Source organism: Xenorhabdus sp. PR6a (genome assembly GCF_028599065.1).
Lineage (GTDB): Bacteria > Pseudomonadota > Gammaproteobacteria > Enterobacterales > Enterobacteriaceae > Xenorhabdus > Xenorhabdus doucetiae.
Window position 1 is genome coordinate 1 of sequence record NZ_JAQRFJ010000063.1, and the last position, 17,952, is coordinate 17,952.

16 protein-coding genes and 2 pseudogenes are annotated in these 17,952 nt (G+C 47.7%); 15 read left to right on the forward strand and 3 right to left on the reverse strand.

The annotated features are described in order from the left end of the window. The first annotated feature begins 23 nt into the window (after positions 1-23). Positions 24-1,640, forward strand: coding sequence for a condensation domain-containing protein (locus PSI15_RS14665; RefSeq protein ID WP_273584157.1), 1,617 nt, complete (start codon positions 24-26; stop codon positions 1,638-1,640). A 111-nt stretch (positions 1,641-1,751) separates the two neighbouring features. Here PSI15_RS14665 and PSI15_RS14670 read toward each other — a convergent pair. Further along, positions 1,752-2,350 (reverse strand): annotated as a pseudogene (locus tag PSI15_RS14670) (SDR family oxidoreductase). Between the two features lie 243 nt (positions 2,351-2,593). Between PSI15_RS14670 and PSI15_RS14675 the strand changes: the two are divergent. Then, the gene (locus tag PSI15_RS14675; RefSeq protein WP_273584158.1) at positions 2,594-3,631 is read left to right on the forward strand and encodes a zinc-dependent alcohol dehydrogenase family protein; all 1,038 of its coding nucleotides are present in this window, start codon (positions 2,594-2,596) and stop codon (positions 3,629-3,631) included. Between the two features lie 180 nt (positions 3,632-3,811). On the opposite strand, the gene hpaR is transcribed toward PSI15_RS14675, so the two are convergent. Beyond that, entirely contained in the window at positions 3,812-4,249 is a 438-nt protein-coding gene (gene hpaR / locus PSI15_RS14680) for a homoprotocatechuate degradation operon regulator HpaR (RefSeq protein WP_273584171.1), read from the reverse strand. A gap of 387 nt (positions 4,250-4,636) precedes the next feature. Here hpaR and PSI15_RS14685 point away from each other — a divergent pair, with 387 nt between their 5' ends. The 13 genes from PSI15_RS14685 to hpaC all read left to right on the forward strand — a co-directional run bounded on the left by PSI15_RS14685 (position 4,637) and on the right by hpaC (position 17,434). Then, positions 4,637-5,269 carry a fumarylacetoacetate hydrolase family protein gene (locus tag PSI15_RS14685; RefSeq protein WP_273584159.1) on the forward strand — a complete coding sequence of 211 codons (633 nt, stop codon included), beginning with the start codon at positions 4,637-4,639 and terminating at the stop codon, positions 5,267-5,269. Beyond that, positions 5,266-6,030: a fumarylacetoacetate hydrolase family protein gene (locus PSI15_RS14690; RefSeq protein WP_273584160.1), complete on the forward strand. Its 765-nt coding sequence runs from the start codon at positions 5,266-5,268 to the stop codon at positions 6,028-6,030. Before PSI15_RS14685 ends, PSI15_RS14690 begins: the two co-directional genes overlap by 4 nt. Then, positions 6,027-7,493, forward strand: coding sequence for a 5-carboxymethyl-2-hydroxymuconate semialdehyde dehydrogenase (hpaE, locus tag PSI15_RS14695; protein WP_273584161.1), 1,467 nt, complete (start codon positions 6,027-6,029; stop codon positions 7,491-7,493). The genes PSI15_RS14690 and hpaE overlap by 4 nt, the downstream gene beginning before the upstream one ends. 30 nt (positions 7,494-7,523) lie before the next feature. Further along, complete coding sequence (gene hpaD / locus PSI15_RS14700) at positions 7,524-8,393, forward strand: 3,4-dihydroxyphenylacetate 2,3-dioxygenase (RefSeq protein WP_273584162.1); 870 nt, start codon at positions 7,524-7,526, stop codon at positions 8,391-8,393. 25 nt (positions 8,394-8,418) lie between these two features. Then, positions 8,419-8,808, forward strand: coding sequence for a 5-carboxymethyl-2-hydroxymuconate Delta-isomerase (locus tag PSI15_RS14705; protein ID WP_273584163.1), 390 nt, complete (start codon positions 8,419-8,421; stop codon positions 8,806-8,808). 7 nt (positions 8,809-8,815) lie between these two features. After that, the gene (locus PSI15_RS14710) at positions 8,816-10,288 is read left to right on the forward strand and encodes an NAD-dependent succinate-semialdehyde dehydrogenase (RefSeq protein WP_273584172.1); all 1,473 of its coding nucleotides are present in this window, start codon (positions 8,816-8,818) and stop codon (positions 10,286-10,288) included. Between the two features lie 6 nt (positions 10,289-10,294). Then, positions 10,295-11,098 carry a 2-oxo-hept-4-ene-1,7-dioate hydratase gene (gene hpaH, locus PSI15_RS14715; RefSeq protein ID WP_273584164.1) on the forward strand — a complete coding sequence of 268 codons (804 nt, stop codon included), beginning with the start codon at positions 10,295-10,297 and terminating at the stop codon, positions 11,096-11,098. 47 nt (positions 11,099-11,145) lie between these two features. Further along, positions 11,146-11,925: a 4-hydroxy-2-oxoheptanedioate aldolase gene (hpaI, locus tag PSI15_RS14720; RefSeq protein ID WP_273584165.1), complete on the forward strand. Its 780-nt coding sequence runs from the start codon at positions 11,146-11,148 to the stop codon at positions 11,923-11,925. 159 nt (positions 11,926-12,084) lie between these two features. After that, on the forward strand, positions 12,085-13,458 hold the full coding sequence (gene hpaX / locus PSI15_RS14725; RefSeq protein ID WP_273584166.1) for a 4-hydroxyphenylacetate permease: 1,374 nt from the start codon (positions 12,085-12,087) through the stop codon (positions 13,456-13,458). Positions 13,459-13,509: 51 nt separating this feature from the next. Beyond that, complete coding sequence (gene hpaA / locus PSI15_RS14730) at positions 13,510-14,442, forward strand: 4-hydroxyphenylacetate catabolism regulatory protein HpaA (RefSeq protein ID WP_273584167.1); 933 nt, start codon at positions 13,510-13,512, stop codon at positions 14,440-14,442. Between the two features lie 280 nt (positions 14,443-14,722). Then, the gene (locus tag PSI15_RS14735) at positions 14,723-15,136 is read left to right on the forward strand and encodes a hypothetical protein (RefSeq protein ID WP_273584168.1); all 414 of its coding nucleotides are present in this window, start codon (positions 14,723-14,725) and stop codon (positions 15,134-15,136) included. A 196-nt stretch (positions 15,137-15,332) separates the two neighbouring features. Next, entirely contained in the window at positions 15,333-16,895 is a 1,563-nt protein-coding gene (gene hpaB, locus PSI15_RS14740; RefSeq protein ID WP_273584169.1) for a 4-hydroxyphenylacetate 3-monooxygenase, oxygenase component, read from the forward strand. Between the two features lie 20 nt (positions 16,896-16,915). Further along, entirely contained in the window at positions 16,916-17,434 is a 519-nt protein-coding gene (gene hpaC / locus PSI15_RS14745) for a 4-hydroxyphenylacetate 3-monooxygenase, reductase component (RefSeq protein ID WP_273584170.1), read from the forward strand. 347 nt (positions 17,435-17,781) lie between these two features. On the opposite strand, the pseudogene PSI15_RS14750 reads toward hpaC, so the two are convergent. Beyond that, positions 17,782-17,952, reverse strand: a pseudogene (locus tag PSI15_RS14750) (ISAs1 family transposase); the annotation flags it as partial.

Here is a 17,952-nt window from a genome sequence, read left to right on the forward strand (position 1 = left end):
TAGCATCATAGAGGAGTATTCACATGGATAAAATTCTGGCTTCTCCATTTATTGAGTTTTTTTGGAAATCATGGGTGCTTGAACCTCACTCATATCAATGCAATATTGTTATAGAACAGAATATTAAGGGTAATTTAGATGAAGATAAATTAAAATGGGCTTTGCAAGAGTTTCTGAATCTTTACCCTTTGTTTAAATACCGGATTGAAGAAGAAAACGATAAATTATATTGGAAATCTGGCTCAGACGACATTGAGTTCACTTACCTTTCTAATAATGAAGAATTATTGAATCAGTTTGCCCTGCGGCCATTTGACCTCCGAAAAGGCCCCGTGGTTCGATTTGGGTTGCTCAAAGAGGCAGAACAGCAATTTCACTTATTTATTGTCTTGCACCATATTATCGGTGACGGGCAAGGTATAGAAGAATTTTTTCACAATATCTCTGATCTGTATAACCAACGTCCTCTGCGCCATTCGCCCATGACACTGCAACAAGTAGCAGAGAAATTTGAACAAGATCACCAACTGTTAAAAGTATTGGCCAAATATAACCCAGAACAATACTGGAAAACATGCCTGTCAGAGATGATTGACCGTAATCCATTGCCCTACTTACCTCAACAAGCGATTGGTAAGCCTGAATTCCCTAATGAATTTCGTTTCAATTTACCATTAAAAGATTGGAAACGTCTCACACAATCTTTATCCCCTTATAAGCCGTTCCTCGTGTTTAAAACGTTGTGGGCAACATTAGTCGCCCAGTATACTGCAACCGGTAAAGCTCACCTTATCTATCCGATTGCCGTTACCGGCGGCACATCTGTTTCACTGGCCGCACAAATCAATGCCGTTGTTTTTCCTCTGCATTTTAATGAAACGGACAGTTTTAATTCTCTCTATCAGGCGACGTTAAACTATAGCGCATCATTGAAAGCTCAACCTGACCTACGTTTTTCCAGTTTACCCACATTTCAAGCTGTGCCTTCCTATCTTGTTAATAAACTCAATGTCGGTATCAATCAGGCCAGCTTTAGGGATATCAATCTGGAATTAGACGGTTGTGAAGTCAATTACGGTAACCGTTTCAATAATGATTTAACGGCTACTGAGTGGATACTGGAATATCATCTGGAAGAGGATCATTGGGCTTTTCGCATCCGCTATCATCCTAACTTGTTCCATGCAAAACAAATCAAAGCGTTAGGTGAACAATTCCTGCAATTGCTGGTTAATGCCCTGACTCATCCCGTAACTCCGATATCACAGTTTTCTTTACTCACACCAGAGCAGACACAGACATTGCTGGAATACGGAAACTCACAACGACATAACAGTCTGGCGGGCGCTCAAGCCTATATATTGAATGAACGATTGCAGATGGTGCCGATGGGATTAAAGGGGGAACTTTATCTCTCTGGGCCGGAACTGGACAATCAATATTCGGGGCAACCCGCGTTGGCAGAAAAGCAGCTTATCGCCAATCCATTTGTTCAATATGCCCATGATAAGTGGCTTTACCGTACCGGTGAGCAGGCACGCTGGCTGCCAAATGGCGAGCTGGAATATCTGGGGGCACAGAGCCACGATTCATTGAACAATGATTCACTAAACAATGATTCACTGAAAGAGGCGAGTTAAGCGGGAAATCGGTGAAATTATGGCGTGATCATGAGGCTAATCAGACAAATGAATCACGCCAGATTATGACTGAATTCAGTGGCACTATGGCCACTGATTATTGGCTGTCACTTACTCAAAATCCTTAAAAGTCGGGCCTTGGAAGTAAATTGCTTTAATGTGGCAGCTACGGGGTTGAGTGATAACAAACCGCAGGGTTTCCCACACTGAACGGCCGTTCAGCATTTGCTCTCCCATTTTTTTGTGATCATCCAACTTTTCATCAAAGCCATTAAGTTGAAAATCAGGTGGATAAAGCCCGGTTACGCGAATATTCTCTTTGCTTAAATGATGGGCTAAGTTCTGGCTAAAACCACTCATCGCATGTTTGGCGGCAAAAAATGCCGGATGAGCAACGGATTCGGTAAATTTTGGGCAGCACTTAAGATCAGGATATCGATAGGTTGATTGTCTTGCAGCAACTGAGTGGCAAAATCGCTGACGGATTGGGCATCACTCATATCACACTGATAACTCCGGGCGATGCCACCTTCGCGGCGAATAATCTCACAGGTTGATTCAGCGCTGGCTAATTGACGGGCGCAGAGATCAACCTGTGCGCCTTCGCGTGCCAACCAAACAGAAACCGCTTGACCAAAATCGCGTCCTCCGCCTGTCACGACAACTCGCTTACCTTGCAAAGCACTCGATCCGTTAACTTCATTGAACATCATATTGGCTTTCCTTATATCAGTGATAAGTATCAGTTATAAAGCTGGATGAGAACCGTCACGCTATCGGTTAGATTTATTGATCATTCACGGTTGAGAAAGCCAATCCTACTTGAACATTGACAGCATAGTTCGGCTATTTTGTGCTATTTTCTTGTGATCCGAGAATTTATACATCTGCTAGACTTTAGGCAGCAAATAACGTAATTCATACCCACAACCATCACCTGTGAAGGGGGTTATATGAAAGCGCTTGTTTATCACGGAGCCGGAAAAAAACGCTGGGAAGAAAAAGCACCACCCCAACTTATTGAATCCACGGATGCTATCGTCCGTATCGTCAAAACCACTATCTGTGGCACCGATCTGCATATCCTCAAGGGAGATGTTCCCACCGTCGAGCAAGGCCGGATCTTAGGCCATGAAGGGATTGGGATCGTTGAATCCATCGGGGAATCTGTCCGCAATATCAAAGTCGGTGATAAAGTGATTGTTTCCTGTATCACCGTCTGCGGCAGTTGTCACTATTGTAAACGCCAGCTCTATGCACACTGCCAAGATGGTGGCTGGATCTTGGGGCATAGAATTGACGGTACACAGGCAGAAAAAGTGCGTATTCCCCATGCCGATAATAGCCTGCATCGTCTGCCGGAAGGTGTCGATGAAGAGGCGGCATTAATGCTCAGTGACATTCTGCCAACCGGTCTTGAAATCGGGGTGATCAATGGCCGGGTTCAACCGGGCCAGACGATTGCCTTAATTGGTGCAGGGCCAGTCGGGTTATCCGCATTACTGGCATCACAATTTTACTCCCCCGCCCATATCATCATGATCGATACTGATGATAACCGCCTTAGCGTCGCCCGGCAGTTTGGTGCTAACACGGTTATCAACCCGGCAAAACAAAATGTCGTCGACGTCATCAACAAACTGACTGACGGGATTGGTGTCGACGTCGCTATTGAGTGTGTGGGTATCCCCGCAACATTCCAAATATGCCAGGATATCATTGCAGCCGGTGGGTTTATTGCTAACGTAGGTGTCCACGGTAAATCCGTTGACCTGCATCTGGAAAGTCTCTGGATCAAAAACATCACCATTACCACTGGGCTGGTAAACACCAGTAGTACGCCCATGCTGCTAAAAAGCGTTAAATCCGGCAAAATTTCCCCTGAAAAGCTGGTCACGCATCATTATCCGTTGAGCGAAATCGAGACCGCTTATGAAGTATTCAGTCATGCAGCGCAAGAGAAAGCATTGAAAATTGTTTTGTCAGCATAATCAACATAATGGGGACAGCAGGTATTCCTGATTAAAAAAACAAAAAAGCCGCCGCAATATATTACATTGATGTTCTGATGTCATTCATTACGGCGGCCTTTATGGTACTGAATACTCTACTTGGCTTCTTGATGAAACAACTAATTAATACATTAATAAACCGTCAATCTAGCGTTCGCGTTATTCATCCAAATTTTCTTGAGAGGGGTTCCCGATAGCATTAAATTCATCCAACAAGCCTAAAAGCTGAGTCAGTTTTTCTGAAGAAAAAGCGGTTTCAAGCGCCTTATAACCCTCAGTTACTTGCCCTTTTGCTTGCTCATAGAGTTCTTGACCAACCGGAGTCAAAGAGACATACAGCTTGCGCTGATCATTCATCGGTTTCAGACGGAAAATAAGCCCATCACGCTCCATACGTGTCAAAATACCTGTCAGGCTCGGACGTAAAATACAAGTGAGGCAAGCCAGATCATGAAAATCAATAGAACGGCTACTCGCAAGGACACGAATAATACGCCATTGCTGCTCGGTTAAATTATAGCTCTTCAAAATAGGCCGAAAAAAACCCATAGCGGTTTCTCTTGCTTGAAGCAATGCAATTGTCAGGGATTCATGCATAAGTAAAAGTGACTCTTTAGTTAATCGCCAGTCATTCTCTATAAGTTTAACGCTCACGCTATTTATTATGGACAACATGAACATTAAAAAGACTAACACGCTCATAATCTTCCACAAAGGGAAAAGACTTCAACATTAACAAATAAATAAAGCCACTCCCTCTTTAAAAAGTTACCAAAAAGTTAAATATGATCTCAAATGACCTTGATTAAAAATATAACAGGTTGATATTCAGGTAGTAAAAATGATGATCAATCAAGTGTTGTTACATAGATCACAATTAAAATTAACAATTCATTTAACATATTGAAGGTTGATCAAACATGACTTATTAATATATTAATAAGATGTCTTGCAATACATCATTTAGGTTTTAAGGAGCAGTCAATGAAAGGCACTGTCTTTGCCGTTGCCCTCAACCATCGTAGCCAGCTTAGTTTCTGGCATGAGGCATTTAACGAAGAACCTTATAAAACACCACCCAAAACGCCAATTTGGTTTATCAAGCCCCGTAATACGGTGATTAATTCAGGGGATGTGATCCCCCATCCCGCCGGAGAAACGGTACAAAGCGGCGCAACGCTGGCACTGCTGGTTGGAAAAACCGCCCGCAAAATTTCAGTTCAGGATGCCGGGCAGTATATTGCCGGCTACGCATTGGCTAACGAAGTCAGCCTGCCTGAAACCTCGTTTTACCGTCCGGCCATCAAAGCAAAATGTCGGGACGGTTTTTGCCCGATAGGCCAGATGGTCAAGGTCAGCTCAGTAGAATCACTCGATATCGTGACCGAGATTAATGGTCACGAAGTTGATCGTTGGTCTACCCAAGATCTGGTTCGTTCCGCCCCCGAATTGCTGGCAGCCTTAAGCGAATTTGCCACGTTACAAGAAGGGGATGCCATTTTGCTGGGAACGCCCCATCAGCGTGTTACTCTCCAGCCTGCGGATAACGTTACGGTCAAGGCTCAGGGCTTCCCTAACCTGGAAAATACGGTTGAATTGGCGGGAGGTCGGCCATGAGATACGCCAGAATTCATTATCAGGGCCAAGATCTCGATGTGACGGTGGATGAGCAGGAAAATGTTTTCTTGCCGGATGGAAATACGGTCGGCGGTGAAGCGGTTTTGTGGCTTCCCCCCGCCAGCGGAACGCTGTTCGCATTGGGGTTAAATTATGCCGATCACGCAACCGAGCTGGAATTTAAGCCCCCCGAAGAACCACTGGTCTTTATCAAGGCCGCCAATAGCTTAACCGGGCACCGGCAGGTTTCTGTCCGTCCTGATCATGTGGAATACATGCATTATGAAGCAGAATTGGTTGTCGTGATGGGGAAAACCGCCCACAAAGTTTCCAGAGACGAGGCCATGAATTACGTTGCGGGTTATACCGTTTGTAATGATTACGCCATTCGTGATTATCTGGAAAATTACTATCGTCCTAATCTGCGGGTTAAAAGCCGCGATACGCTGACCCCCATCGGCCCTTGGATCATCGATAAACAGCAGATCGCTGATCCGCATAATCTGACCCTGAAAACATGGGTAAATGGTGAACTGCGTCAACAAGGCACAACCGCCGATTTGATCTTCGATATCCCTTTCTTAATCACCTATCTCAGCGATTTTATGACCTTGCAACCCGGCGACATGATCGCAACCGGCACGCCTAAGGGGTTGTCCAATGTCGTTCCCGGCGATGAAGTCATTGTGGAAGTCGAAGGGGTTGGGCGTTTGGTCAACCACATCGTCAGCCAGCAAGCCTATGAGGAGAGTTTGTCATGACCCTAATTAACCACTGGATTAACGGCAAGAATGTCGGCAGCGAAACCTATTTCGAAACCACCAATCCGGCAACGGGCGACGTGCTGGCCGAAGTGGCATCAGGCGGCAAGGAAGAGATCGCTCAAGCCGTTGAAGCGGCCAAAACCGCGTTCCCCAAATGGGCCAATACCCCGATGAAAGAGCGCGCACGTTTGATGCGCCGTTTGGGTGAATTAATCGACCAATATGTTCCTGAAATTTCTGCGCTGGAAACCCAAGATACCGGCCTTCCCATCCACCAGACACAAAATGTTTTGATCCCACGGGCTTCGCAGAATTTTAATTTCTTCGCTGAAATTTGCCAGCAGATGAACGGCCGTACTTATCCCGTTGATGACAAGATGCTCAACTACACCTTAATCCAGCCGATTGGGGTGTGTGCGCTGATTTCGCCGTGGAATGTGCCTTTTATGACCGCAACGTGGAAAGTCGCCCCCTGTCTGGCACTGGGCAATACGGCGGTGTTAAAGATGTCCGAACTTTCCCCGCTGACCGCCAACCGTCTGGGGGAATTGGCGTTGGAAGCTGGCATTCCGGCCGGGGTACTGAATGTCGTACAGGGCTACGGTAACACCGCAGGCGATGCGTTGGTCAAACACCCTGATGTGCGGGCGGTTTCTTTCACGGGCGGAACAGCAACAGGTCGCCTGATCATGCAAAATGCCGGACTGAAAAAGTATTCTATGGAGCTGGGCGGAAAATCCCCGGTGCTTATCTTTGACGATGCCGATATTGAACGTGCGCTGGATTCCGCTCTATTCACCATTTTCTCCCTCAATGGCGAACGCTGTACGGCAGGCTCCCGCATTTTCATCCAGGAAAGTATCTACCCTGAATTCGTTAAACGCTTTGCTGAACGCGCCAATCGGCTGCGGGTCGGTGATCCCCAAGATCCACAAACTCAGGTAGGCAGCCTGATCAGCCAGCAACACTGGGAAAAAGTGTCCAATTACATCCGCCTGGGGATCGAAGAAGGCGCCACCCTGCTGGCCGGCGGTTTCGACAAGCCGGCTGATTTACCCGCTCATCTGAAAAATGGCAACTTCTTGCGCCCGACGGTGTTGGCCGATGTGGATAATCATATGCGTGTGGCACAGGAAGAGATCTTCGGCCCGGTCGCTTGCCTGTTGCCGTTCAAGAGCGAAGAAGATGGGCTGCGCATGGCCAATGAGGTCGAATATGGCCTTGCCTCCTATATCTGGACACAGGATGTCAGCAAAGTTTTGCGTCTGGCACGTGGCATTGAAGCGGGCATGGTGTTTGTCAATTCCCAGAACGTTCGCGATCTGCGCCAGCCATTTGGTGGCGTCAAAGCCTCCGGTGTCGGGCGTGAAGGCGGGGAATACAGTTTCGACGTGTTTGCCGAAGTGAAAAACGTGTGTATCTCAATGGGCGAACATCCTATTCCTCGTTGGGGCGTTTGAGCCAGAAAATTTAGGCGATAAGGAGGCGTTATGGGAAAGTTAGCGTTAGCAGCGAAAATTACACATGTCCCTTCGATGTATCTGTCTGAATTGCCGGGCAAGCATCACGGTTGCCGGCAAAGTGCCATTGACGGGCACAAAGAGATCAGTCGGCGCTGCCGTGAGATGGGGGTCGATACGATTATTGTCTTTGACACGCACTGGCTAGTTAACAGTGCTTATCATATTAACTGTTCCGGCCATTTTTCCGGCATCTATACCAGTAATGAGTTACCCCATTTTATCCGCGATATGACCTATGAATATGACGGCAATCCGGAGCTGGGCAGGATGATTGCGGAAGAAGCGCGCCAGATGGGCGTTCGCGCCCAATCACACGAGATCCCCAGCCTGAAACTGGAATATGGCACGCTGGTGCCCATGCGCTATATGAACAGCGACCGCCATTTTAAGGTGATTTCAATTTCTGCTTTTTGTACGGTTCATGCGTTTGAAGACAGCCGCAAACTGGGAGAAGCGCTGTTACGGGCGATTGAGAAATACGATGGCACGGTTGCCGTGCTGGCAAGCGGTTCACTGTCGCACAGTTTTATTGAAGATCAGCGTGCCGAACAGGGCATGAACAGTTATACCCGTGAGTTTGATGAGCAGATGGATCGCCGCGTCGTCCAGCTTTGGAAAGCAGGTCAGTTCAAGGAGTTCTGCAAAATGCTGCCGGAATATGCGCAATATTGCCGCGGAGAAGGTAACATGCACGATACCGTGATGCTGCTGGGCCTGCTCGGATGGGACAAGTATGACGGCAAGGTGGAGTTTTTGACGGAATTGTTCGCCAGCTCAGGGACAGGGCAGGTTAACGCCGTTTTCCCGCTGCCGGATGATACGGTTAATCAACATTAAACTGACGCCTGAGAGGAGTAAAACCGTGCCACATTTTTACGCTGAGTGTACAGAGAATATCCGTGAAGAAGCCAAGTTGCCCGAACTCTTTGCCAAAGTGAATCAAGCACTGGCAGAGACAGGCATTTTTCCACTGGGGGGTATCCGCAGCCGTGCCATTTGGTTGGACACCTGGCAAATGGCTGATGGTCAGCAAGATTATGCGTTTGTTCATATGACGCTGAAAATTGGTGCCGGACGCAGCCTTGCGGATCGGCAAAAAGTCGGAGAAATGGTGTTTGATTTAATTAAAGCGCATTTCAGTGAATTGATGGCACAGCGCTATCTCGGCCTCTCTTTCACGATGGAACAGCTTGATCCGGTGCTGAATTATAAATCCAATAACGTTCATAGCTTGTTTAAAGCAAAAGAGTGAGGAAATGATGGCAAGTCACCTAAAGACAACATTGCTGCGTCAACAGGCTTATATCAATGGTCAATGGGTTGATGCGGAAAATAAAACGACGTTTGCAGTTATCAACCCTGCCAGCGGAGAAGTCATTGCTCATGTCAGTGATCTGGGTGCCAAAGAGACGCAATCAGCCATTGAGGCTGCCCACCATGCCCTTCCTGCATGGCGATCGCTGACAGCGAAACAGCGTAGCCAAAAACTCAGGCAATGGTTCCAACTGATAATGGAAAACCAAACGGCCTTGGCTGAAATACTGAGTACGGAACAGGGCAAATCCCACATTGAGGCAATGGGCGAAATTGCTTACGGTGCCAGTTTTATCGAATGGTTCGCCGAAGAAGGCAAACGTATTTATGGCGAAACCCTGTCTTCCCCCATGCCGGGCCGTCGTCTCGCGACCATCAAACAACCGGTTGGCGTCGTTGCGGCGATTACCCCGTGGAATTTCCCCAATGCGATGATCACCCGTAAGGTTGGCCCGGCACTGGCGGCAGGCTGTACGGTGGTGCTGAAACCAGCGGCTGAAACACCACTCTCTGCATTGGCATTGGCTGTCTTGGCAGAGCAGGCCGGCATTCCGGCGGGTGTCTTCAATATCGTGACCGGCATGGATGCCCAAGCGATAGGTGAAGTGCTGACATCAAGCCCTGTCGTGCGCAAACTGTCGTTCACCGGCTCTACCCGTGTCGGCAAATTATTGATGGCACAAAGCGCCGATACGGTGAAAAAACTCTCCCTCGAACTGGGGGGCAACGCGCCTTTTATTGTGTTTGATGATGCCGATCTTGATGCGGCGGTCGCAGGCGCAATGGCGGCGAAATTCCGTAACAGTGGGCAAACGTGTGTCTGTGCCAACCGCATTCTGGTACAGGAAAGCATTTATGATGTGTTTGCCGAACGTCTGGCACATGCCGTAAAACAGCTTCATGTCGGGCCAGCCACGGATCACTCATCCCAACAAGGCCCACTGATTAATCAAGCGGCGGTGGAAAAAGTACGGGCACATATCAGTGATGCGGTATCCAATGGCGCGCGCATTCTGGCGGGAGGCCAATCCCATGCGCTGGGTGGCCTGTTCTTTGAACCAACGGTACTGGCGGATGTCAGTGAGTCGATGCTGGTTGCCCATGAAGAAACCTTCGGCCCTCTGGCCCCCTTGTTCAAATTCCGTGATGAAGACGAAGCCATCCGGATTGCCAACAACACGGAATTCGGTCTGGCGGCCTATTTCTATTCCCGCGACATTGGCCGCATTTACCGGGTAGCGGAAGCGTTGGAAAGTGGCATGGTCGGCATCAATGAGGGTTTGATCTCCAATGAAGTCGCCCCATTTGGCGGTATTAAACAATCCGGGCTGGGACGTGAAGGTTCACGTTACGGTATTGAGGATTATCTGGAAGTGAAATACCTCTGTTTTGGCGGGTTAGAAGCTAAAGAGGATTAACACACTATGCTACAGCAAGACGTCATCTCACAGGTTGCACGCCGTTTACATCTGGCGGAGAAGAACCGTCAACAGATCCGCCAAATCTCACTGGATTACCCAGAGATCACCATTGAGGATGCTTACGCCATTCAACGTGAGTGGGTGGATTTGAAAATCAGGGAAGGCCGAATTCTCAAGGGACACAAAATTGGCCTGACATCGAAAGCCATGCAAGCCAGTTCACAGATTAATGAACCGGATTATGGTGCCCTGCTGGATGATATGTTTTTTCAAGACGGCGGTACTATCCCTTGCGAGCGCTTTATTGTGCCACGCATTGAGGTCGAACTGGCTTTTGTGCTGGCAAAGCCCCTGCGTGGCCCAAACTGTACGCTGTTTGATGTTTATAACGCGACAGATTATGTCATTCCGGCACTGGAGCTGATTGATGCCCGCTGTCATAACATTGATCCTGAAACCCAGCGCCCACGCAAGGTATTCGATACGATTTCAGACAATGCCGCCAATGGGGGCGTGATTATGGGCGGCCGGCCGATCAAGCCGGATGAACGGGATCTGCGTTGGGTCAGTGCCCTGCTCTACCGCAATGGGGTGATTGAAGAATCCGGTGTGGCAGCGGCGGTACTTAATCATCCCGCCAATGGCGTGGCGTGGCTTGCCAATAAACTGGCACCCCATGATGTTCAACTTGAAGCAGGCCAGATTATTCTGGCCGGCTCTTTTACCCGCCCGATCCCCGCCCGTAAAGGGGATACCTTTCATGTGGATTACGGCGTGTTAGGTTCAATTAGCTGTCACTTTTGTTGAACATCACGGTTGAACATCATGGGCTTGGAATCTATTGAGGTAATATTATGGATCAACTAACGGATCAACTAACGAATAAATTTAAACATGCCCTGCAAGCTGGACCGCCACAAATCGGATTATGGCTTGGGCTATGCAGCGGGTATAGCGCGGAAATATTGGCAGGAACGGGATTTGATTGGCTGTTGATTGATGGTGAACATGCGCCCAATGATATTGCCAGCACGCTTGCCCAATTACAGGCTATTGCCCCTTATCCAAGCCAGCCGGTCGTTCGCCCGGCGTGGAATGATCCGGTGATCACCAAACAGTTGTTGGATATTGGTGCACAAACGTTATTGTTCCCGATGATTCAAAATGCGGCACAAGCACGTGAAACGGTCAGGGCGACTCGCTATCCTCCCGCCGGTATTCGTGGCGTGGGCAGTGCCTTAGCACGCGCTTCCCGCTGGAACCGCATTCCTGACTATCTGTCCCGCGCCAATGATGAAATCTGTGTACTGGTTCAGGTTGAAACGCGTGAAGCCCTGCAAAACTTGGCGGAAATAGCGGCTGTCGAAGGTGTCGATGGTGTGTTTATCGGCCCGGCCGATCTCAGTGCCGATATGGGCTACATCGGCAACCCGCAACACCCTGAAGTTCAGGCGGCCATTGAACACGCCATCGCTCAGATCCAATCTTGCGGCAAGGCCGCTGGTATTTTGATGACCGACACTGATGCCGCTCAACATTATCTCAATCTGGGTGCGCGGTTCGTTGCAGTAGGGGTTGATACCATTTTATTGACCGGGGCCGCCAATGCTTTGGCAAAGCGTTTCGGCAAATAATCAGTAAATAAACAACGAATCGTGTTTCGACAACAATAATGATCCAATATGGCTGATGTTTGTTGATCGCTGCATCAGCCATTGCAAAGGAAACGCAGCCGTCAATAAAACAAGGAAGGGATAGTTAAGGGGTACAAAATAATAAAAAAGGAAACAACCATGAGCATTTCGCCTGACACCATACCAAAATCAGAAAATATTCCCCATCAACCTAACAAGCTGACTGCCCAGCAGCAAAGTGTCATCAATAAATTATTCCGCCGCCTGATCCTGTTTCTTTTTGTCCTGTTCGTTTTCTCTTTTCTGGATCGCATCAATATTGGCTTTGCCGGTTTGACGATGGGAAAAGATCTCGGTTTAACCTCCACCATGTTTGGTCTGGCCGCGACGCTGTTTTATGCGACTTACGTCATTTTCGGCATTCCCAGCAATGTGATGTTGAGTATTGTGGGAGCACGGCGCTGGATCGCGACCATCATGGTGTTATGGGGGATCGCCTCCACCGCCACCCTGTTTGCCACCGGGCCTACAAGCCTGTATATCTTGCGTATGCTGGTCGGGGTTGCGGAAGCCGGCTTTTTGCCGGGGATTCTGGTTTACCTGACGTATTGGTTTCCGGCCTATTATCGGGCGCGTGCCAATGCACTGTTTATGATCGCCATGCCCGTCACGATGGCATTCGGTTCACTGGTTTCCGGTTATATTCTGGCAATGGATGGCATCTGGAATTTGCGTGGCTGGCAGTGGTTGTTTTTGCTGGAAGGCTTCCCTTCTGTTTTGCTCGGTTTTGCGGTCTGGTTTTATCTGGATGATTCACCGGAAAAAGCCAAGTGGCTGACGCGTGAAGATAAGCAATGCCTGCAAGCGATGCTAGACAACGATAAGCTTTCTGTCCTGCCGCCCAATGAGCTTCAACATCAGCAACAACCACAAAAAAGACGCTTATGGCGTGAAGTTTTTACCCCGATTGTCTTAATGTACACCTTCGCTTATTTCTGCCTGACCAATACCCTGAGTGCCATTAATATCTGGACACCACAGATTATGCAGAGTTTCAATCAAGGCAGCAGCCATGTCACTGTCGGTATTTTGACGGCCATTCCACAATTCTGCACAATTTTGGGCATGGTTTACTGGAGCCGCCGCTCAGACCGTCTGCAAGAACGCAAGATGCACACCGCCCTGCCCTATCTGTTTGCCGCCGCCGGCTGGATGTTAACGTCGCTGACCGATAACAGCATGGTACAACTGCTGGGGATCATTATGGCTTCCACCGGATCGTTTACGGCGATGGCTGTGTTTTGGACAACGCCGGATCAATCGATCAGCCTGCGCGCCCGCGCCGTGGGGATCGCTGTGATCAATGCCACCGGCAATGTGGGATCGGCCGTCAGCCCGCTGTTAATTGGTTGGTTAAAAGATCAAACGGGGGATTTTAACGCCGGGCTTTATTTCGTCGCCGGACTGTTGGTCATTGGTGCGCTGATGGTTTTTCTGATCCCGATGAAACAGGCACAGGTAACCCGTAAATAACCGCTAAATATTCCGCTATCTTAGCCAACAATCAGAAACGGGAGAGCATCGATGTCTGCATCCTATACGATCAAAACCAATACGAGCAAAGCCACCACGATCAAATCCATCATCACCAATATCGATATCAGCAAGGATTATGATGAAACCCAAGGCTCGGATGATGTTCACTACCAAACGTTTGGTCACATGGCGGCATTTTTCGGGCGTGATATGCAGGCACATCGCCATGATGGTTTTTTCCAACTGCATTATCTACTGACCGGGCGGATTGAACTGCAACTGGATGAACAGCACTATTCCGTGCAAGCCCCGCTGTTTATCCTGACTCCACCTTCTGTCCCCCATGCTTTTTTTACCCAGGAAGATACGGATGGTTATGTATTGACTGTTCGTCAGGAATTGATTGCACCCTTGCTCAGTTCACTTTATTCCACTCATCGAGAGTGGGTTGATATTCCGGCTATTTGTCTTTCTGTCGCGGAGAAATACGATGAATTGGACACCTTCAACCATTATTGGGCCCTGATCGGGCGTGAGTCTGCCAATCAATTTGCTGGACGTGAGCAATCACTGGCTTTTCTGGCTCAATCTTTGTTTACCTTCCTGCTGCGCAGTATTCCCCTTGATGATCACGGTTCCGGTGGCGTCAAAGGAGAATTGAAACTGTTCCAGCATTTTAACCAATTGGTTGATCAACATTATCACCAGCATCTTACCGTGCCGGAATATGCGGAAAAATTGGGAATGACGGAATCACGCCTGAAAGATATGTGCCGGCGCTTTGCCAATCGTCCACCGAAAAAACTGATCTTTGACCGGCTCCTGCGGGAGGCAAAACGGTTATTACTGTTTAGTGACAGTCCCGTATTTGCAGTAGCCTATCAGCTTGGGTTTAAAGATCCTGCCTACTTTACCCGGTTTTTTAACCGATTGGTGGGATGTTCACCGAGTGTTTGGCGAGAGAGGCATGAAGGACAGTAGGCCGCAGCACCGATCCACAAACCTGAAATCGTGAAGCTGTAATCTAAAATACAATAATTTCATGAGGTCAATGATGGGAAAGGCATTAAATTTATATTTGGCAAACAAAGCGATTAAACATATTAATATTACGCTTGGCATTATCTCGCCGAACCGACCGCCAGAACATTTACACTCTCCACCTTCAAACAGAATTTATTATAATCGACGTCTCCAAACCCTACGTGAAAAAGGACAAAAAACATTAAATCATTATTATAAAAATCGGGCTGCCGATACCATGAAAAAATATCCAGATATCATCAATAAAGAGCCGGGAATTACTAATCCTGCCAGATATTATGCCGCTAAAGAGCCACAGGAACATCTCATCAGGCAACGATTAATTTCCAATAACTATTCCGTAGAAGCGGGTGTCGGTAATTGTAATGAAAAATCACAAATTGCTTTTACTTATTTATTGCTGCGAGGTGCCCGTCCACTTGAACGTTTCGTCATCATTAATGAAATGGGGATCAGTGACCATGCTTTTATTGTGATTGGCAGAAATCAAGGTGAACCGCATCAATCAGCAAGCTGGAACCATGAAGCCGTCATTTGTGACCCTTGGGATAACAATGTCTTCCTCTCTAATGGTCGCGATCTCAGCACTTTTTTTAATGGCACATTAAGACTGATGCACCGCTATGAGTAAAAACACCAAGCCGATCACATTTACGCAACAAACTCGCTGTTTTTATCGAAAAGTACCAGTAAACCTGCCGAAAGTCTCTTCAACAGAGACCGTTTAGTCGCTTCAATCAAGCAATGAAACAAACATAAAATTAACACACAAACCCCATATGGATAACAAACCCAAATAAGGGGATTTTTCGGAACATGAGGTTGCTATGAGACTAGAAAATTTGCGTGCTGACCATAAACGCCCATTTACCAGTAAAGAATATTTGCGTTCACTTCAGGATAACCGCGAAATTTATATCTATGGTGAACGCGTCAAAGATGTGACAACCCACCCGGCTTTCCGCAATGCCGCAGCTTCAATTGGTCAACTGTATGATGCCCTTCATGCCCCGGAAACTCACGATGCCCTCTGTTGGAATACCGATACCGGTAATGATGGCTACACCCACAAATTTTTCCGTTTCGCCACCAGCACGGATGACATCCGCCAACAGCGCGACGCCATTGCGGAATGGTCACGCCTAAACTATGGCTGGATGGGACGCTCACCCGATTATAAAGCAGCATTTTGTTGCTCATTAGGCGCCTATCCTGAATATTATGGACAATTCGCTGACAATGCCCGCCTCTGGTATAAACGCATTCAGGAAAGCTGCATCTATTTCAACCATGCGATTGTTAATCCACCGATTGATCGCCATAAACCCGCCGATCAGGTCAAGGATGTCTTTATCCAGATAGAAAAAGAGACCGATGCCGGCATTATTGTCAGTGGTGCCAAAGTCGTCGCCACCAATTCGGCGCTGACTCACTATAATTTCATCGGCTTTGGCTCTGCGCAGGTGATTGGGGATAATCCCGATTTTGCCCTGATGTTTGTTGCGCCCATGGACGCCGATGGCGTGAAATTAATCTCCCGCGCCTCTTATGAATTGGTGGCCGGTGCGACCGGAACGCCTTTTGATTACCCCCTTTCCAGTCGGTTTGATGAAAATGACGCCATTCTGGTGATGGATAAAGTATTAATTCCATGGGAAAACGTGTTAATTTATCGCGATTTTGATCGTGCCCGCAATTGGGCGGTGCAAAGTGGTTTTGCGCGGCTATTTCCCATGCAAGCCTGCGTGCGCCTTGCGGTTAAACTGGATTTCATTACGGCGCTGCTGCAAAAAAGCCTTGAATGCACCGGCGTGGTGGAATTCCGTGGTGTTCAGGCCGATTTGGGCGAAGTGGTTGCGTGGCGCAATCTGTTCTGGTCATTGACCGATGCGATGTGGGCAGAAGCCAAGCCGTGGGAAAATGGCGCTTACCTGCCCGATACCCAGGCGATTCAAACGTATCGCGTGATGGCGCCCATGGCATATACAAAAATCAAGAATATTATTGAAAGCAATGTCACCAGCGGCTTGATTTATTTGCCATCCAGCGTGCGTGATATGAATAACCCTGAAATCAATAAATATCTTGAAAAGTATGTCCGTGGCTCTAATGGCATTGACCACGTAGAACGCATTAAGATTTTGAAATTAATGTGGGATGCCATTGGCAGTGAGTTCGGCGGTCGCCATGAATTATACGAAATCAACTATGCCGGCAGTCAGGATGAAATTCGCCTGCAATGCCTGCGCCATGCCTATGGCTCCGGCAATATGAAAAAAATGACGGAATTGGTGGATCGCTGTCTCTCTGACTATGATTTGAATGGCTGGACCCGACCCCACCTGCACAATAACCGTGATATTAACCTGTTAGATAAGCTGCTGAAATAAGTCAGTAGCAGGAGGCTATTATGTCTGTAGAAAATGAACATCGCCTGCGTTTTAGGGATGCGATGGCAAGCCTGTCCGCTGCGGTGAATATCGTCACCACGGATGGTCTTGCAGGGCGCTGCGGTATTACGGCAACGGCAGTATGCTCTGTGACTGATACGCCTGCGACTTTGATGGTCTGTATTAATCGCAAGAGCAGCATGAATCCGGTATTTCAGGAAAACGGTCATCTGTGTGTCAATATCCTGAATCATGAACAGGAATTGATGGCACGCCATTTCGCGGGCATGACGGGTGTCAGCATGGAAGAGCGCTTCAATTGGGATATTTGGCGAACCGGCATATTGGGGCAACCCCTGCTGCAAGGAGCACTCGCCAATTTAGAGGGACGTATTGAGCAAGTACAGGAAGTGGGGACTCACTATGTTTATCTTGTGGAAATAAAACAGATTATTGTTCGTGAAGAAGGTCATGGGCTGATTTACTTTAAGCGCGGCTTTCATCCGGTGATGGATAAGACCCTGGCCGCAGCGGTTTAAAATAAAATCACACATATATTGTGTGTTGTAGCCTAATGAGTCAGGGTATTGTGCAAACAGAACAATCTGTGGGAATGCTGGTCAGATATTGACGCAGAAAATTTTGTCTGGGGGAAATAGAAAAATAGGGCTCCTATTTTAGAGATATTAGGCGAGAAAAGATGAAATATATTCATAATCTCGCCTTGATATTTTTATAATGAAATATTAAACCTCAAACAATGAACATATTCTATACATCTTTATTGCTTTCAATTTCATTATAATGAGTAACAATTTTGGCCTCTTTGGCAACATAATAATTAGGTACAGAATAAGCCAGGGCGCGAGCATACTTTGATAACTCATTACCCAAAGAAGACGCTTGCCCGATAATCATCGCTCCAGCCGGCTTTTTTAAGCTTATTCCTTTGACTCGGTGCACCGCAATCACATTGTTTCAGCATATTTAAAACAAAACGCCGGAATAACGCTAAATTTTCAATGGCTCCGTCCAGAACGATACGTGAATCATCTTC